Annotated in this window: 18 protein-coding genes; 2 read left to right on the forward strand and 16 right to left on the reverse strand. The window is 64.5% G+C overall.

Annotated features, from left to right (window positions below):
• Positions 1-29: 29 nt before the first annotated feature.
• The 6 genes from makE to makC (G6P99_RS26390) are packed head-to-tail and all read right to left on the reverse strand — an operon-like array spanning position 30 to position 4,989.
• On the reverse strand, positions 30-1,085 hold the full coding sequence (gene makE, locus G6P99_RS26365; RefSeq protein WP_051346250.1) for an alpha-pore-forming cytotoxin subunit MakE: 1,056 nt from the start codon (positions 1,083-1,085) through the stop codon (positions 30-32).
• 15 nt (positions 1,086-1,100) lie between these two features.
• Positions 1,101-1,889: a hypothetical protein gene (locus G6P99_RS26370; protein ID WP_029081144.1), complete on the reverse strand. Its 789-nt coding sequence runs from the start codon at positions 1,887-1,889 to the stop codon at positions 1,101-1,103.
• Positions 1,890-1,948: 59 nt separating this feature from the next.
• Positions 1,949-3,073 (reverse strand): alpha-pore-forming cytotoxin MakA, encoded by a 1,125-nt coding sequence (makA, locus tag G6P99_RS26375; RefSeq protein WP_084518466.1) that lies wholly within the window; start codon positions 3,071-3,073, stop codon positions 1,949-1,951.
• Positions 3,074-3,093: 20 nt separating this feature from the next.
• On the reverse strand, positions 3,094-4,152 hold the full coding sequence (gene makB, locus G6P99_RS26380) for an alpha-pore-forming cytotoxin subunit MakB (protein ID WP_029081142.1): 1,059 nt from the start codon (positions 4,150-4,152) through the stop codon (positions 3,094-3,096).
• A gap of 2 nt (positions 4,153-4,154) precedes the next feature.
• On the reverse strand, positions 4,155-4,583 hold the full coding sequence (gene makC, locus G6P99_RS26385) for an alpha-pore-forming tripartite toxin MakABE regulator (protein ID WP_198031166.1): 429 nt from the start codon (positions 4,581-4,583) through the stop codon (positions 4,155-4,157).
• A gap of 16 nt (positions 4,584-4,599) precedes the next feature.
• On the reverse strand, positions 4,600-4,989 hold the full coding sequence (makC, locus tag G6P99_RS26390) for an alpha-pore-forming tripartite toxin MakABE regulator (protein ID WP_165123931.1): 390 nt from the start codon (positions 4,987-4,989) through the stop codon (positions 4,600-4,602).
• 438 nt (positions 4,990-5,427) lie between these two features.
• On the opposite strand from makC (G6P99_RS26390), the gene G6P99_RS26395 reads away from it, so the two are divergent.
• Together G6P99_RS26395 and G6P99_RS26400 are read left to right on the forward strand one after the other, a co-directional pair.
• Positions 5,428-5,784, forward strand: a complete 357-nt coding sequence (locus G6P99_RS26395; RefSeq protein WP_029081139.1) for a hypothetical protein — start codon at positions 5,428-5,430, stop codon at positions 5,782-5,784.
• Between the two features lie 146 nt (positions 5,785-5,930).
• Positions 5,931-6,938, forward strand: coding sequence for a Bug family tripartite tricarboxylate transporter substrate binding protein (locus G6P99_RS26400; RefSeq protein ID WP_029081138.1), 1,008 nt, complete (start codon positions 5,931-5,933; stop codon positions 6,936-6,938).
• On the opposite strand, the gene G6P99_RS26405 is transcribed toward G6P99_RS26400, so the two are convergent.
• The 10 genes from G6P99_RS26405 to glyA all read right to left on the reverse strand — a co-directional run bounded on the left by G6P99_RS26405 (position 6,901) and on the right by glyA (position 15,932).
• Positions 6,901-7,146, reverse strand: coding sequence for a hypothetical protein (locus G6P99_RS26405; RefSeq protein WP_156928594.1), 246 nt, complete (start codon positions 7,144-7,146; stop codon positions 6,901-6,903). The genes G6P99_RS26400 and G6P99_RS26405 overlap by 38 nt on opposite strands.
• A 224-nt stretch (positions 7,147-7,370) precedes the next feature.
• Positions 7,371-7,526, reverse strand: coding sequence for a hypothetical protein (locus G6P99_RS26410; protein ID WP_165123933.1), 156 nt, complete (start codon positions 7,524-7,526; stop codon positions 7,371-7,373).
• A gap of 150 nt (positions 7,527-7,676) precedes the next feature.
• Positions 7,677-9,797: a sodium-translocating pyrophosphatase gene (locus tag G6P99_RS26415; RefSeq protein WP_029081136.1), complete on the reverse strand. Its 2,121-nt coding sequence runs from the start codon at positions 9,795-9,797 to the stop codon at positions 7,677-7,679.
• A gap of 216 nt (positions 9,798-10,013) precedes the next feature.
• The gene (gene thiL / locus G6P99_RS26420) at positions 10,014-11,015 is read right to left on the reverse strand and encodes a thiamine-phosphate kinase (protein ID WP_029081135.1); all 1,002 of its coding nucleotides are present in this window, start codon (positions 11,013-11,015) and stop codon (positions 10,014-10,016) included.
• 137 nt (positions 11,016-11,152) lie between these two features.
• Positions 11,153-11,647, reverse strand: coding sequence for a transcription antitermination factor NusB (gene nusB / locus G6P99_RS26425; protein WP_029081134.1), 495 nt, complete (start codon positions 11,645-11,647; stop codon positions 11,153-11,155).
• 2 nt (positions 11,648-11,649) lie between these two features.
• Positions 11,650-12,141, reverse strand: a complete 492-nt coding sequence (ribH, locus tag G6P99_RS26430; protein WP_029081133.1) for a 6,7-dimethyl-8-ribityllumazine synthase — start codon at positions 12,139-12,141, stop codon at positions 11,650-11,652.
• Positions 12,142-12,357: 216 nt separating this feature from the next.
• Complete coding sequence (locus tag G6P99_RS26435) at positions 12,358-12,966, reverse strand: riboflavin synthase (RefSeq protein ID WP_029081132.1); 609 nt, start codon at positions 12,964-12,966, stop codon at positions 12,358-12,360.
• Positions 12,966-14,126, reverse strand: coding sequence for a bifunctional diaminohydroxyphosphoribosylaminopyrimidine deaminase/5-amino-6-(5-phosphoribosylamino)uracil reductase RibD (gene ribD, locus G6P99_RS26440; protein WP_029081131.1), 1,161 nt, complete (start codon positions 14,124-14,126; stop codon positions 12,966-12,968). The genes G6P99_RS26435 and ribD overlap by 1 nt, the downstream gene beginning before the upstream one ends.
• Positions 14,123-14,605: a transcriptional regulator NrdR gene (gene nrdR / locus G6P99_RS26445; RefSeq protein WP_029081130.1), complete on the reverse strand. Its 483-nt coding sequence runs from the start codon at positions 14,603-14,605 to the stop codon at positions 14,123-14,125. The genes ribD and nrdR overlap by 4 nt, the downstream gene beginning before the upstream one ends.
• 28 nt (positions 14,606-14,633) lie before the next feature.
• Positions 14,634-15,932, reverse strand: a complete 1,299-nt coding sequence (glyA, locus tag G6P99_RS26450) for a serine hydroxymethyltransferase (RefSeq protein ID WP_029081129.1) — start codon at positions 15,930-15,932, stop codon at positions 14,634-14,636.
• Between the last annotated feature and the right edge of the window lie 320 nt (positions 15,933-16,252).

Consider the following 16,252-nt stretch of genomic DNA (forward strand, 5'->3'; position numbering starts at 1 on the left):
CAAGTCCCGGACGCTCAAGTCCGGGACGCTCAACCAATTCTCACCCGGCTGGTGTCGATCTGCCGCCCGGTAAGGTCGGCGACGTGGCTGTCGATCAAATTCCACTCGGTGCAGGCAGCGGTGTACCAGGCCTGAATGACGATGAGGTCTGCCGCCGACGTCGCGGCCTGCAGCTTGGCGATCACGCCGCCGAGCTCACCGTCCAGAGCGGTCCAGCCGGTCCGGAGCGAATCAAGCGCGTTCTCGATCATCGCCATATCGCTCAGCACGAGCCCGGTGCTCATGGTGAGCGCGCCCAGCGTTGCGACGATCCTTTGATCGTCGCTGAGCGCCGACTGATCAGAGGCGATCTTCTGCTGGTAGCCCGATATCTCCGATTGCATGGCATTGATCTGGCCCTCGGCTTCGGCGATCGAGGCCACGCCGATGCCGGCCAGGATCAGCGACGCGCCGCCGGTCAGCGGCGCGAACACGACACCGAAGATGGTTTCGATGATGCCGCGCGTGCGCGCGGCTTTCGCCCGTGCGATCGCCTCGCGGTCGGTCTGGATTTGCACGTTGAGCAGCTTGATCTGGTTGTTGATCGCGTCGATCTCGCCCTGAATCTGCTGCTCCTGGGCCTGTACCTGCCCGACCGTGTTGCGCATCGCCTGGTCGGCCTGCAGCATCGCCTGCTCGAACGCCTGGAGCTTGCCGAGATAGTCCGCGATCTGTCCGATCATGGCCTGGATCGGCGGCTCAAGCGCCTGCATCGCGGTGATCAGTTCGGCCTTGCCGCCGGCCGAGAAGCGTTGCTCGAGCGCGGCAAACAGAGCGTCGATCTGCGGCGCGGCCGCCACAAACGCCTGCCCGGCGGCGGCAATCGTATCGAGGATGTCGGTCTGGAAATACAGCACTCCGCTGCGGCGCCAGCCGACGACCAGGTTCTCGGCGGCGCCGAGCTCCTGGTCGAGCTGATCGTACCAGGGGGAAGCGACCTCCGCGATCTCGGCCTCGATCACCGCCTGGCAGGACGAGTTGAGCAGCACGATCGCGCCCATGCTCGCGTCGATCTCCGCATTCGTCGCCGCACCGCTGAAAGGCATCTCGTCTCCCCTCTGTTACGCAGCCCTGCCGGGGATTCCGATCGGGGCGGTCGCCAGCTTCTGCGCGAACTGCGTGGCAGCGGCCCATTCGGCCTGCGTGGCCGCGCCGAAAGTGTTGGCCGCGAACGTGCCCAGCGTGACCTTGCCCGCCCTAAGCTCCGCCAATGCATCGCGCATCGCATTCCGAAGCTCGCCCCAGGCACCGATGAGCTCACGCAGATGCGCCAGTGCATCGCCGGTCGAGCCCAGCACCTGCTCGGCGGCAGACAGCGCAAGCGCCGCTGCGGCTTTTGCGTCAGGCGATTGGTCCGCCGCCGCGCGCAGCGCAGCATCGCGGGCATGCATGGTCTCTCCCCATGCATTGATCGTTGCGAGCCTCGTTTCGAGGCCGGCGACGGTTACGTGCAATGACTGATCCAGTGGGCCGGTGAGTTCGAGCCCGACTTCAACGAAGGGATCGCCTGCGCCCCGCGCATCCGGATGATCAGCCGCAATCGAGCTGACCTGTGAAGAGATCGCCGAAAACGTCGTGCCATGGTTGATGACCAGCACCAGAACTGCGCCGGTGACATCAGGCGCGATATTGTCGATCCACTTCTGCGCCTGCGCCTTGGCGGCATCGAGCTTGCTGTTGAGGTCGTCGAACCAGTCGGGTTTTGGCGACGGCGGGATCAGCGGCGCGTTGAGCAAACCATGGCAGGCTGCAGTGACCGCGGCGAGACCCTCGAAGCTCGCCTTGGACGCAGAAGTTAGCCTGCCCAAGCCGCCCACATCCGGTTCGCCGCCTGGCTTGTCGTTCGACATGACGAATTCCTTTCAAGCAAGGCGGGCACCGCCGGCAGGCGGCGGTGCCCGCGAGATGATCAAGCGGCTTTGCCGTCCATCGCCAGTTCCTTGGCCGGATATGAAACGGGGGCATTGACCAGCCCCTGCGCAAACGACGTCGCATCGGCCCATTCCGAGGCTGCAGCGGTGGTGAAAGCACCCGCCACGATGGTGCTGAGCGCCGCTTCAGCCGATTCAAGCTTCGCCAGCACGCCCTGCAGTTCGCCCTGGAACACAGTCCAGCTGGTGCGGAAGTCGGACAGCGCGTTGCTGGCGTCGGTGATGTACTGGATCGCCTGGCTCGAGGCGGAGCCCAGCCCCTGCAGGGCGACCATCTGACGCTTGTCGTCGTCCAGCTCCTTCTGGTCCTGGGCGATCTCGTCGAATTGCTTGTTGATCTTGCTCTGCATGACGCCCCACGTCACGGCGCCACCGACGACCAGCAAGCCGCCGGTGCCGGCAACAAGGAGGCTGGCGCCGCCCGTTTCAGGCGCGAGCGCGATACCCACCACCAGGAGAAGCAATCCAATGGCGATGCCGCCGGCGGACGCCGCGATCGCGATATTCTCGTTATGAATGGTGTCGTTGAGCACCTTGATCGCTTCGTTCATCTTGCTGATGTCGGCGCTTAGATCCGCTTCCGCCTTCTGAATGCTGACCGCACCCGAGGTCAGGGCGTCGTGCGACGCCTGCATCAGGTCGCCCCAGTTCTTCATCAGCGTCTGTGTGGTGTTGGCATTGGTGACGATGACCTGCACCGACTGCTCCAGCGCGGCAACCAGCTCATGAACCTGCTTGACGTAGGGGTTATCGGCGCCTTGTGCGTCCGGGTGTGCGTTAACGATCGACTGGATCGTGCCGGTGATGGCCGAATAGGTCGTGCCGTAGTTGATGACCTGCACCGGAACGCCGCCGGTGACGCTGGGCCCGATATTGTCGATCCAGTCCTGCGCGTGCGTCTTGGCGACGTCGAGCTTGCTGTTGAGATCGTCGAACCAACTCGGCTTGGGCGACGGCGGCACGAACACCGTGTTCAGGATGCCGTGACACGCCTGGGTGATCAATGACAAGATTACGAAGGCCGATTGGGTTTGGGTCTCGAGCTTGGTGGTCGCCGCCAATTTCGGCGCTGCTTTTACTTTCAGTTTTGCTAGTGCCATCATGATCTCTCTCCTGCTCGGTGCTAGGTTGCGATTGGGTGCTGCGGATCCAGGGTCACAGGCGGCCCGACCGTGGTCTTGGTCGCCGGTATTGCGATTGCGAACTTGCTGATCGCCTGCCAGTTCGCGTTCGCGATCGGGATGGTGAAGATGTCGAAATAGGTCGCCGGGTCGGCGCCGGCTTGAAGCGCCTGGATCGCCTGCTGCACCTTGTCGCGCTCGGTGCTCCACATCGTTACGATCTGGGGCATCACGTCGACGATGCGTCCGAATGTCAGCTCGAGATTGTAGAGCAGCCGCAGCACGAGCTTGGTGCCGGCGGCAGCCTGCGCCTCCTCGCTCGCCTCGATCTGGAGCTTGGCGATCTGCTGCAAGGTCTCGCCGACCGCGGCGGTCTTGGTGATGATGTCGTAATAGAATTTTCCGACGGTGAAGGCGGCGGCGGCCATCCCGAGGAAGGAGAAGGATTCGCCGACCCCGGTGGCGACGTTGTAGAGTGTCTTCACCGTGGTCGTGACCACGCTCTGGCCGGTGCTGATGTCGCCCGCGGTGATGGAATCCTGGAGCGAGCCGACCAGATCCTCAAGACGCGTGAGCTGCGCGGCGATCTTGACCATCTGCTGCTCTTCGTCCTGCAGCTCGGCCCACCCCGCATTGATGCTGCTCTCCAGCAACGGCTGGATGTTCTTGAAAGCCTGATAGTGGCCTTGCAGCGCCGTCGCCGCGATGTTCGTGGCGTCGATCGACTTGTTGAGCTGGCTGAGCAGAACCTCCTTCAGCAACTTGATCCACTGATCGCTTGTGGTGGCCTTGGCATCGGCCACACCGGCGAAGGCGCTGCCATAGTTGCTGAACTGCGTCAGCACCGGTCCCCAGACCGAGGGCTTGTCCTCGATCCATTTCGCGCCGGCCTGCCCCAACATGCCGACCCGGTTGCGCACCGGCGCCAGCCAGTCGGGGTCCTTCACCAGCACGCCGATGGTCGTGCCGCTCGCGCTGATCGAATAGCTGTCGAGCCGCAATATCTCGTTGAACGCCTGGGCCAGCAGGCTGTTGGCGACGTTGATCGATGGGCTGAGCATGGTCAGGATATCTTCAGGAATGGATCGAAGGTCATGGCCTTGCCGTCCATGGTCAGCACGCAGGAATATTGCTGGTTGCCCTTGAAGCCCTGGGCTTCGACCCGGCCGGACCAATAAGTGCCGTCTGGCGTGGTCACCGACTGCGGAACGCAGATCTTGTCGTTGATCATCTGGCCGGTGAACTGGGTGATGTTCACGTCGCTGGATGGCGACACCCCGACCACGCTCCAGTTCAGGACCTGACCATCCTTGACCGCGGTGTAGAGCTCCGCCTGCCCTTCGATGCCCGAGCCCGCGTGTTTGTTGGTGTCGATCATATATACGTTGTCCTGAAGGTTGCCGGAGGCGAGCGCGCCTTCGACATCCGCCACGATCAACACATCGACTTGACTCAATGCGGCTGCTGCACGCTCTGTTTTATCTGCACTCACGCTGCTGCTCCCTGCGTTAGACGACCTTGATGGATGAGTTGAGCGTCATTGACCTTCCACCGATCGACAGGGCGATCGTGTAAGAAAGGGACGCGAATTGACCGTGGGATTCGACCCGGCCGGACCACACATCCGGGTTGCCCACCTGCGGAGCCGGCTTGCAGACCGACGTGGAGATCATTTGACCGGAGAAGCCGGTGATCGACACCTGGCCCGTGGGGCTGACGGGAGTGACGCTCCAGTTCACGACCTGGCCGTCCTGCACGACGGTGTTGAGCGTCGGCGTTCCCTCGTTCCACGACCCGAGATAGCCGTTGTTGTCAACCAGAAATGAATTATCGACAGCCGATCCGCTGGAGAGCGCGCCCTCGGTATCAACAACGATCAGTGCGTCGACTGTTCCCATCGCTATTCGATCCAAAAATACGAGGTGTCGTTAGCGCCTGCGCCAATCGCTTGGCAGCAAAGCACTGTTACAATTTTCGACTTTATTTGTTAGAAAATACTTCTCTAGGTTGTCACACCCTGAGGTAGTATGCATGCACAGAGGCAGAGCGCAAGAACGATTCTCGTTCAACACGAAAAGTTGGTCATCGGCTTCACATGCGCGCTCAATTTAGAACCAATGCAACGCTGCGATAGCAAAACAGAGCGGCGTAGCTCCCTCGCGCGATTTCGATTTGTCGTGCTTCGACCGAGCGACTGCTCCAATCAATTTATAGTTGCTCGCAATATATTCACACGCTCGCAGCGATGCTCGTGCTACGCTCGCTATGAGCCCGATCATGCCAATCGGCTCTTCAAGGGCTCTCGTCAGCCTTCATTCAGCAGGGAGATCAACGTCATGGGCTTTTATGGACCGGAACCTTTCGATAGCGCACAGGCCGTTTATGTCTGGACGGGCTTGGGCGCGCCGGGATTCTTCTCCGTCACCGTCAAGGGGAACGCCCCGAATTTCACATCAGGAATCAAGCTCATCCGCGACGAGCAATGGGTCGGTGGTCTCGCCATCAGGGTGATGGGATGGACCGGTCCGCTCGGCCAAGGCACCAAGCCCTACACGGTGAAAGGGTCTTTCCCCGGATCCTTCCTCAAGGAGATCGTGATTATCGGAAGCAACAAGACCGAAGTCATCAAGGTGAGCGAAATCCCGTTCACCAACGACGAAGCCTTCGCCAAGAACGCCGACGCGCTGGTGTAACCGCGCCACCGACCTGAAGCAGGCCTGCGCCAGGTCTGCTACGCCAGGTCTGCTGGCGCCAAGTCGTCCGCTTGCCGGACAGCCGCGCCATGCCTACGCTCCCTGCAAAATAAAATCATGCAGGGAGCGAAGTCGTGACCAGGGGATTGACCAAGGGATATCTTTCTCGCCGAGGAGTACTTGCGGGGGCTGCGGCCCTTTCGACGGCAGCGATCCTGCCGCGCGCCAGTCTTGGTGCCGGCGACTGGCGGCCGTCTGAGACGGTTCGGATCATCGTGCCGGCGGCAGCCGGCGGCTCCACCGATGTGATGGGGCGGCTGCTCGCCGCGCATCTGCAGCCGATCTGGGGCCAGTCGGTGGTGGTCGAGAATCGCTCCGGCGCCGGCGGCACCATCGGCACATCGGAGGTCGCGCGCGCCAAGGGCGACGGCCACACCATCCTGATCGGCAATCCCGGCCCCAACGCGATCGCCTTCAGCATCTTCAGGAACCTGACCTACAAGGCCGACCAGCTGCAGGCCGTCTCCAACATGATCCGGATCCCGAACATCGTCTCGGCGCATCCATCGACCGGCATCAAGTCGATCCCCGAATTGATCGCCTATCTGAAGAACAACCCCGACAAGCTCACCTACGGCTCATCCGGCACCGGACAGAGCCCTCACCTCACCGGCGCCTGGTTCCTGCAACTCACCGGGCTGAAGATGACGCACGTACCGTTCCGCGGCGCCGGCCCGGCGCTGCAGGCCGGGCTCGCCGGCGACATCCAGATCCTGTTCGATAATCTCTATCCGTCGCTGCCGCAGGTGCAGGACGGTAAACTGAACGGGCTCTGCGTCACCACGACCGAGCGCAGCGAATCCGCACCCGACCTGCCGACGATGCGCGAGGGCGCGCCGGAGCTGGCAAAATTCGACGTCTCGTCCTGGTTCGGCGTGTTCCTGCCGAAGACCGCGCCGGCGCCCGTGCTCGACGAGTTGAACCGGCAGATCAAGGCGATGCTGGAGCGCGACGACATCAAGAAGAATGTCGCCGGCATGGGCGCGCGTGCCGACTACGGCACGCCGCAGCAGTTCTCCGATTTCGTCGATGCGGAAACCAAGAAGTTCGCCGCGATCATCGAGAAGGAAGGCTTGCAGATGGAGGTGAAGTGAGCTGGCTGCCCGGGTGCGGCGCCGGGGTCTTGAACCAGTTGAAGATGAGGAGGACCGCCGCGGCCAGCCCGACGGCGAGCATCGTCCGAGGCTGGTAGGAACCGACCCTGTTGATACCGACCTGCAGCTTGCCGCAGCTTGGACAAACGTCGACACCCATCGGCATCTCGCTGCCGCACTGGTTGCATTTGGTCATCTCGAACTTCATAGCGGAAAACCCCCGGCCTGCACCGCAGGTTTGTCGCAGATCATGTGCCGGGGGTTCAGTACACGCGGATCGCCCCGGCGTCGCTGCGAGGAACGACGGCGCCGTGGGGCGGATTAGCCTACCGAGTCCGCGCGAAGCGCGGCCCGCTGACAGGCTCAGGCGTAATCCGCCGCCGCGGTCAGACCTATTGGCGGATTACGCATCGCTAGTCCGCCCTGCGATTTCTACGAAGACTTGTTGATCTTCTTGATCTTGGCGTCGGTTGCTTCAATCGACATCGCCAGTTCCAGGATCGCCTTCGACAGCAGCTCGATGGCCTCCTTCTGATCCTGCGACTTGGAGGCGCGGAGCGCATAGTTCCGTGCGGATGAGAGCGACATCGATTGATCTCCGTTTTGTTGGCATCTGGTTCTCGGCGGATATCGTTGGCGGATAGCCGATCAATTCGGCAGTACACCGAACGAAGTCCCTGCAAAACAAGAACCCCGCGGCTCGCACCGCGGGGTTCTGCATTCAATCTGGTTGCGTGCTTAGTGCGCCAAAATCGCCAGCAGCAGCAGTGCCACGATGTTGGTGATCTTGATCATCGGGTTCACCGCCGGGCCCGCCGTGTCCTTGTAGGGATCGCCGACGGTGTCGCCGGTCACCGCGGATTTGTGGGCGTCAGAGCCCTTGCCGCCGTAGTGACCGTCCTCGATGTACTTCTTGGCGTTGTCCCAGGCGCCGCCGCCCGAGGTCATCGAGATCGCGACGAACAGGCCGGTGACGATGACGCCGAGCAGCATGGCGCCGACCGCGGAGAATGCCGCCGACTTACCGGCCGCGCCGCCGCCCGCGATCGCATAGATCACGAAGTAGACGAAGATCGGCGACAGCACCGGCAGCAGCGACGGGATGATCATCTCCTTGATCGCCGCCTTGGTCAGCAGGTCGACCGCCTTGCCGTAATCCGGCTTGTCGGTGCCCTGCATGATGCCGGGCTTCTCGCGGAACTGACGGCGCACCTCTTCAACGATTGCGCTGGCGGCGCGTCCCACCGCCGTCATGCCCATCGCGCCGAACAGATACGGCAGCAGGCCGCCAAACAGCAGACCAACCACGACGTAGGGGTTGTTGAGCGAGAAGTCCGGATTGACGCCCTTGAAGTAGACGTGGTTGGCGGAGTCGCTGATGAAGAATTTGAGGTCCTGGTTATAGGCCGCAAACAGCACCAGCGCACCGAGACCGGCGGAGCCGATCGCATAGCCCTTGGTCACCGCCTTGGTGGTGTTGCCGACCGCGTCGAGCGCGTCGGTCGACTTGCGCACTTCCTTCGGCAGGCCCGCCATTTCGGCGATGCCGCCGGCGTTGTCGGTGACCGGACCGAAGGCGTCGAGCGCGACGATCATGCCGGCCAGCGCCAGCATGGTCGCGGTCGCGATCGCGATCCCGAACAGGCCGGCCAGGCTGTAGGTGACGAGGATGCCGGCGATGATGACGATCGCGGGCAAGGCTGTCGCCTCCATCGAGATCGCGAGGCCCTGGATCACGTTGGTGCCGTGACCCGTGACGGACGCCGCCGCGATCGACTTCACCGGGCGGTAGTCGGTACCGGTGTAGTACTCGGTGATCCAGATGATCAGGCCGGTGACGACCAGACCGACCACGCCGCACTCGAACAGCGCCATGCCGGTGTAGTCGACGCCATCGAGCTTGCCGAAGCCGATCAGCCAATTGATGACGAGCGCGACGCCGACCAGCGACAGCACGCCGGTGGCGATCAGGCCCTTGTAGAGGGCGCCCATGATCGACTGGCTGGCACCGAGCTTGACGAAGAAGGTTCCGATGATCGAGGTGATGATGCAGATGCCGCCGATCGCGAGCGGCAGCGTCATCATGTTCACCAGGATCGGTGTCTTGGCGAAGAAGATCGCGGCGAGCACCATGGTGGCGACCGCGGTCACCGCATAGGTCTCGAACAGGTCCGCCGCCATGCCGGCGCAGTCGCCGACATTGTCGCCGACGTTGTCGGCGATGGTGGCCGGGTTGCGCGGATCGTCCTCGGGGATGCCGGCCTCGACCTTGCCGACGAGGTCGCCGCCAACGTCAGCACCCTTGGTGAAGATGCCGCCGCCGAGACGGGCGAAGATCGAGATCAGCGAGGCGCCGAAGCCAAGCGCCACCATGGCGTCGACCACGGTACGGCTGCCCGCCTCCAGACCCATGAACTTGACCAGGATCATGAAGTAGATGGTGACGCCGAGCAGCGCGAGACCGGCAACCAGCATGCCGGTGATCGCGCCCGCCTTGAAGGCGAGTTCGAGGCCGCCGGCGAGCGAGGTGGTCGCCGCCTGCGCGGTGCGGACGTTGGCGCGCACCGAGACGTTCATGCCGATGAAGCCGGCCGCACCCGACAGGATGGCGCCGATCGCAAAGCCGATCGCCACCAGCAGGCCGAGGAAGTAGGCCAGCACCACGAAGATCACGATACCGACGATGCCGATCGTGGTGTACTGCCGCCGCAGATAGGCCTGTGCGCCCTCGCGCACCGCGGCCGCGATTTCCTGCATGCGGGCATTGCCCGCATCCGCGTTCAAGACCGACTGCGTCGCCCAGATCGCGTAGACGATGGAAAGCGCCCCGCAGAGCACAATCAACCATAAAGCTGTCATGTTGCCTCAGATCCTTGATGTAACCCCCGCGCCTTCTTATGCCGCTAGGGGGCGGCAGGCGCTTATTTTGCGAGGACAATCCTCCCCAAGAACGGATTGCCTCAAATCGGGCGCGACCTTGCCAAAATCGTTACCGCTGTGCAACGCCACCTGTGGCCGAAAACGCCGATATCGGCAGCTATTTAGAAGGAAAGTCGGCGCCTTCCGGCAGTAATTCTAGAAATGGCTGTAGGACAGCCGCTTCAGCACCAGTTCCCTGCCCTGTCCATCGAGGAAGCTTGGCGGTGACGTGCCTGCAATGAGGCCGCCGATGGCGGTCACCGCGACCTTGGCCTGCCGTGCCTCCCGCACAAAGGCATCCGCGCGATCGCCCGGGACTGCGCACAGGATCTCGTAATCGTCGCCGCCGGCCACCAGGGTCTCGAACCCGATCGCCTTGCGCGCGAGCAGCCCCGCGGCCGCTGATGACAACGGGATGCTCGGCGCGTTGATCACAGCCGTCACGCCACTGGCTGCGCAAAGCTTGGCCAGATCGCCGGCGAGACCATCGGACACGTCCATCGCCGCGCTGGCGTGGGCGCGGACGGCATTGGCCAACGCGTTGCGCGGCTGCGGCACACGGTAGCGGGCGGCAAGAAAATCCCGGCCGGTGGCATCGTGCGCCAGATCAGCCGCGACCGGACCGCCCTGGAGCACATCGAGGCCGAGCGCGGCATCGCCGATCGTGCCGGTCACGAACAGGCGGTCGCCGGCCTTTGCCCCCGCGCGGTGCACCATCTTGCCCTGCGGCAGCCGGCCGAACGCGGTGATCGAGATCATCAGCGGCCCCGGCGTCGACACCGTATCGCCGCCTAGCAGCGGGCAGCCGTAATGGGCGGCGTCCTCGCCGATCGCCCAGGCAAACGGCTTGAGCCAGGCCTCCTCGGCGCGGCGCAGCGCCAGCGTCAGCACGAAGCCCGCCGGCGCCGCGCCCTTTGCCGCGATGTCGGAGAGGTTCACCCGCAGCGCCTTGCGCGCCAGCGTGTCGGGCGGATCGTCGGCAAGGAAGTGCACGCCCTCGACGATGGCATCGGTGGTGACCACGATGTCCTCGCCGGCCGCCCGCAGCGCAGCGGCGTCATCATCGAGCCCGAACGCACCCGGATCGCTCGCCAGCGGCTTGAAATAGCGCGCGATGAGGGAATCTTCGCCGGAGGTCTGCGATTTGTCCTGTGTCACGACCGAAGACCCGTCATCCTGAGGTGCGAGCGGAGCGAGCCTCGAAGGATGCACGGCCCCAGCCGGGCCGTCGCCCTTCGAGACGGCCGCTGCGCGGCCTCCTCAGGGTGACGGCTAGACAGAGGCATGGCTTCCCTCTACCCGCGCACAAACTCATCGCCGCGGAACTGGCGCGCGATCTGGTCGAGCACGGCGTTGACCATGCCGGTCTCGTCCTTCTCGACGAAGGCGTGCGCGACGTCGACATATTCGGACACCACGACGCGGCCCGGCACGTCCTTGCGATGTTCGAGCTCGTAGGAACCGGCGCGCAGCACCGCGCGCAAAATCGCGTCGATCCGCTTCAGCGGCCAGCCCTTCGACAGCGCCTCGTCGATCAGGGGATCGAGCTTGGCCTGGTCGCGCACCACGCCGGAGACGACATCGCGGAAGAACGCCGCTTCCGCCGGCAGATATTTCTCGCCCTCGACCTCGTTGCCGAGCCAGTGGCTCTCGAACTCGGCGAAGATGTCGTTGATGCCCGCACCGCCAATGTCCATCTGGTAGAGCGCCTGCACGGCGGCGAGCCGCGCGGCGCCGCGCCGGTTGGCTTTCCGGTCGGGGGCTTTCGCGGGCTTCTTGCTGTCAGCCATGGTCAGGCCTTTGCCAGGCGGCGTTTGATCCGCAGCATCGCAATCGCCGCGCGCGCCGCGTCGCCGCCCTTGTTCAACTCGCTGGCGCGCGCCCGTGCCCAGGCCTGCGCCTCGGTGTTGACGGTGAGGATGCCGTTGCCGAGCGGGAATTTCCGGCTCACGGCCAGATCCATCAATCCGCGCGAGGACTCCTGCGAGACGATCTCGAAATGGATGGTGTCGCCGCGCACCACGCAGCCGAGCGCGATCGCCGCGTCATAGGGCTTGCCATTCGCCGCCGCCGCATCGATCGCAATCGCGATTGCAGCCGGAATCTCCAGCGCGCCCGGCACCGTGATCAAGTCATGGGTCGCACCCGCGGTCTTCAGCTCGGCGAGCGCACCTTCCAGCAGCGCATCCTGGATGTCGTCGTAAAACCGTGCCTCGACGATCAGCACGCGAGCGCCTGTGATGTCGGTCTGGTCCTTCAGGGGTGCGCGCCGCGCGTCAGCCATTGCAATACCAATCGGAACTTGGGGAAGAGTTGTGCTGCGTTTTAGGCGCAGCGGACGGCAAAGCCAAGGGCAATAGCGGCCCGGATGTCACCGCAAACAGCCCGATTTTTCAGGTCGGCTTGGCTAACAACGCATGGGCCATCGGGCTGGAATTGCCCCGGCCGGACAACCAAGTAACCACGTCGGTCTTGGTTGCAACGCCCGGCGAAGCCGGGACTATTTCATCTCCGACAGCCGTGCCGCGTAGCGGGCCATCAGATCGACCTCGATATTGACCTCGCTGCCGGCCTTCCAGCCGCCCAGGGTGGTGACGGCGAGCGTGTGCGGGATGATCAGCACCGAAAACGTGACGTCGTCGACCGTATTCACGGTCAGCGACACGCCGTCCAGCGTGACCGACCCCTTCGCCGCGATGAAACGCGCCAGTTCGCGCGTGGTTCGAAGCTCGAACCGCGCCATGTCGGGCAGATCGTCGCGCTTGACGATGGTGGCGATGCCGTCGGCATGCCCGGCCACGATGTGACCGCCGAGTTCGTCGCCGATCTTGAGCGCCCGCTCGAGATTAAGCCGACCGCCCTGCGCCCAGTGCTTGGCGGTGGTCATGCCGAGCGTCTCGGCCGCGGCATCGACGTCGAACCAGGTCTTGCCATCCGCGGTGCCGGAGGCGACCACAGTGAGGCAGACGCCATTGCAGGCGATCGAGGCGCCGTCGGCGATCGTGGTCTGGTCGTAGTCGCAGGCAATCCGCATCCGGTGCAGCTGCCCCTGCGCCACCGGCTTCAGGCTGGTGATCTCACCGATATCGGTGACAATTCCGGTAAACATTACGCACGCTCGTAGATAGTGAGACTGTCGTTATCGAGGGTTTCGCTAGCACGAACCTTGAAGCCCGGCGACTGCGTGATTGCGTCGAGCGGCAATGCGTCCAGCGCGGGAACGCCTTCGGCGCCGATCGTACCAGGTCCGCGCAACAGCCAGATTTCATCGACAAGGCCGGCTGCGACGAAAGAATTTGCCACGCGCGAGCCGCCTTCGACCAAAAGCCGCGTGATGCCCTTCTCCGCCAGCACATGCAACACCGCCGGCAGGTCGAGCCCCGGCTGCGCGCTGGAAGCAACGCGGATCACCTCTGCCCCGGCAGCACCGAGCTTCATGGCCGCCGGCGCCTCCGCAAGATCAGAGGTCATCACCCAGAGCGGCGTTTCGCGCGCGCTATGCACAAGTCGGCTGTCGCCCGAGATGCGCAACGCGCGATCGAGCACCAGCCGCACCGGCGAGCGCGCCGTCATGCCGGGCAACCGGCAGGTCAGCAGCGGATCGTCGGCTCTGACCGTGCCGATACCGACAAGGATCGCATCACTTTGCGCGCGGAGCAGATGCACGCGCCTCCGTGCCGCCTCGCCGGTGATCGCAACCGGTCGGTGGCCGCCGGCTGCGATCTTGTCGTCGGCGGATACCGCGAGCTTGAGGATCACGTGCGGGCGCTTGTCGCGGACGCGGCGGAAGTGTCCGGCATGGTCGCGCGCGGCCTCCGCCGCACACAGCCCGACATCGACCGCAATCCCGGCGGCGCGCAGCTTGGCGTGGCCCTTCCCCGCGACTTCCGGGTTGGGGTCCTCGATCGCGGAGACCACGCGGGCGAGCCCGGCCGCGACCACGGCATCCGCACAAGGCGGCGAGCGGCCGAAATGCGAGCAGGGTTCGAGCGTGACATAGAGCGTCGCGCCACGCGCGGCCTCTCCGGCGCGCCGGAGCGCCTCGACCTCGGCATGGGGGCGGCCGCCCGGCTGGGTCCAGCCGCGGCCGACGATCACGCCGTCCTTGACGATAACGGCGCCGACCGCCGGATTAGGCCAGGTCCGCCCGAGCCCGCGGCGGCCAAGCACCAGCGCAAGCTGCATGAAGCGCAGATCAGCGGCCTTGGCCGTCTCCTTGGCCTGTTTGGCTTTCTGCCCGAGCTGCTCTTCCAGAATCCGGAAGATCATTTTCGCAACGTCGCGACCCGCGGGTCCTCTTCGCCGGTCAGCTCGTCGAGCACGGCCTCGAAGTCCTTGGCCTCGCGGAAATTACGATAGACCGAGGCGAAGCGCACATAGGCGACGTCGTCGAGCTGGCGCAGATGCTCCATCACGATCTCGCCGATCGCCTCCGAGGAGACCTCCGCCTCGCCGCCGCTTTCGAGCTCGCGCACGATCGTCGACACCATCTTCTCGACCCGCTCGGACTCCACCGGGCGCTTGCGCAAGGAGATCTGCAGCGAGCGCACCAGCTTGTCGCGATCGAACGGCACGCGGCGGCCGTTGCGTTTGATGACGGTCAGCTCGCGCAGCTGCACCCGCTCGAAGGTCGTGAAGCGAAAGTTGCAGGCCATGCAGACGCGCCGCCTGCGGATGACGGCGGAGTCCTCGGTCGGACGCGAGTCCTTGACCTGCGTATCGAGAGAGTTGCAGCTCGGACAACGCATTCGACGAGACCCTTACGAGCGAACTCTACTAGTAGATCGGGAAGCGATCGGTCAGCGCCTTGACGCGTTCCTTGATCGCGGCCTCGACCAGCGGCGCCTTGCCGTCCGGCGACTGCGCCAGCGCGTTGAGCACTTCCGCGATCATGCCGCCGACCTGCTTGAACTCGGCGACGCCGAAGCCGCGCGTGGTCGCAGCCGGCGTGCCGAGACGCAGGCCCGAGGTGACGAACGGCTTTTCGGGATCGAACGGGATGCCGTTCTTGTTGCAGGTGATGGCGGCGCGCACCAGCGCCTTCTCCGAGATGTTGCCCTTCAGCCCCTTCGGCCTGAGGTCGACCAGCATCAGATGGTTGTCGGTGCCGCCGGAGACGATGTCGAGACCGTGGCTGCGCAGCGTCTCCGCCAGCGCCTTGGCGTTCTCGACCACGTTCTTGGCGTAGACCTTGAAGTCGGGCCGCAGCGCTTCCGCGAACGCCACCGCCTTGGCCGCGATCACGTGCATCAGCGGGCCGCCCTGCAGGCCGGGGAAGATCGCCGAGTTCAGCTTCTTGGCCAGCGTCTCGTCATTGGTGAGGATCAGGCCGCCGCGCGGACCGCGCAGCGACTTGTGCGTCGTCGTGGTGGTGACGTGGGCGTGCGGCACCGGCGAAGCATGCACGCCGCCGGCGACGAGGCCCGCGAAATGCGCCATGTCGACCAGCAGATACGCGCCTACGCTGTCGGCGATCTCGCGGAAGCGCTTGAAGTCCCAGGCGCGCGAATAGGCCGAGCCGCCGGCGATGATCAGCTTCGGCTTGACCTGCTCGGCCTGCTTCTGGACCTCATCCATGTCGATCAGCTGGTCCTCGCGGCGCACGGTGTAGTGCGCGGCCTTGAACCACTTGCCGGACATGTTGACCGGCGAGCCGTGGGTAAGATGGCCTCCGGCCGCGAGGTCGAGACCCATGAAGGTGTCGCCGGGCTGCAGCAGCGCCAGAAACACCGCCTGGTTCATCTGGCTGCCGGAGTTCGGCTGGACGTTGGCGAAGCCGGCGCCGAACAGCTTCTTGGCGCGCTCGATCGCCAGCGTCTCGGCGACATCGACCCATTCGCAACCGCCGTAGTAGCGCGCGCCCGGATAACCCTCCGCGTATTTGTTGGTCATCACCGAGCCCTGCGCCTCCAGCACGGCGCGGCTCACGATGTTTTCCGAGGCGATCAGCTCGATCTCATGGCGTTGCCGGCCGAGCTCGCCCTTGATCGCGGCAGCGATCTCGGGATCGGCCTCGGCGAGACCAGCCGTGAAGAAGGAATCGGGCGCGGAAGCGGTTTTGGAGGACGAAGTCATCGGCGAAATATCTCCACCGCCGCAAGCCCTTAGGCAGGATGCGGACGGTCACGAGTGGCGGTCGAAGCTGGTTTCAGAGCGTTATCACATCGCCCCAAAATGGCCAAGCGGTTGCGGTCCCCGGCGGTCAATTATGCCAGATATGGTGGGGATGGCGGGGATTGCCAGCAACCGGGCCGGCCCCCGCCGTCCGGTTCCAGGCGCTCCGGCGGGGCATGGTTGCGCCGCCCCGTGAGAGCGGACGAGACGCCCCCTGCCGGATTGCCCGAACGTGCGGACTGACGACTCCGGTGCTCGTCTGCCCGAACTGTTCGTCACCC

It is taken from the genome of Bradyrhizobium sp. 6(2017) (assembly GCF_011058295.2).
Classification (GTDB): domain Bacteria; phylum Pseudomonadota; class Alphaproteobacteria; order Rhizobiales; family Xanthobacteraceae; genus Bradyrhizobium; species Bradyrhizobium septentrionale.

Bases quoted from the DNA above. Each gene is read 5' to 3' on its own strand.
- G6P99_RS26410 (WP_165123933.1), bottom strand. From the start codon at position 7,526: ATGTCGCTCTCATCCGCACGGAACTATGCGCTCCGCGCCTCCAAGTCG.
- G6P99_RS26395 (WP_029081139.1), top strand. From the start codon at position 5,428: ATGGGCTTTTATGGACCGGAACCTTTCGATAGCGCACAGGCCGTTTAT.
- makC (WP_165123931.1), bottom strand. From the start codon at position 4,989: ATGGGAACAGTCGACGCACTGATCGTTGTTGATACCGAGGGCGCGCTC.
- makA (WP_084518466.1), bottom strand. From the start codon at position 3,073: ATGATGGCACTAGCAAAACTGAAAGTAAAAGCAGCGCCGAAATTGGCG.
- G6P99_RS26435 (WP_029081132.1), bottom strand. From the start codon at position 12,966: ATGTTTACCGGAATTGTCACCGATATCGGTGAGATCACCAGCCTGAAG.
- nusB (WP_029081134.1), bottom strand. From the start codon at position 11,647: ATGGCTGACAGCAAGAAGCCCGCGAAAGCCCCCGACCGGAAAGCCAAC.
- makB (WP_029081142.1), bottom strand. From the start codon at position 4,152: ATGCTCAGCCCATCGATCAACGTCGCCAACAGCCTGCTGGCCCAGGCG.
- G6P99_RS26415 (WP_029081136.1), bottom strand. From the start codon at position 9,797: ATGACAGCTTTATGGTTGATTGTGCTCTGCGGGGCGCTTTCCATCGTC.
- nrdR (WP_029081130.1), bottom strand. From the start codon at position 14,605: ATGCGTTGTCCGAGCTGCAACTCTCTCGATACGCAGGTCAAGGACTCG.
- glyA (WP_029081129.1), bottom strand. From the start codon at position 15,932: ATGACTTCGTCCTCCAAAACCGCTTCCGCGCCCGATTCCTTCTTCACG.
- ribH (WP_029081133.1), bottom strand. From the start codon at position 12,141: ATGGCTGACGCGCGGCGCGCACCCCTGAAGGACCAGACCGACATCACA.
- G6P99_RS26370 (WP_029081144.1), bottom strand. From the start codon at position 1,889: ATGTCGAACGACAAGCCAGGCGGCGAACCGGATGTGGGCGGCTTGGGC.
- ribD (WP_029081131.1), bottom strand. From the start codon at position 14,126: ATGATCTTCCGGATTCTGGAAGAGCAGCTCGGGCAGAAAGCCAAACAG.
- G6P99_RS26405 (WP_156928594.1), bottom strand. From the start codon at position 7,146: ATGAAGTTCGAGATGACCAAATGCAACCAGTGCGGCAGCGAGATGCCG.
- makE (WP_051346250.1), bottom strand. From the start codon at position 1,085: ATGCCTTTCAGCGGTGCGGCGACGAATGCGGAGATCGACGCGAGCATG.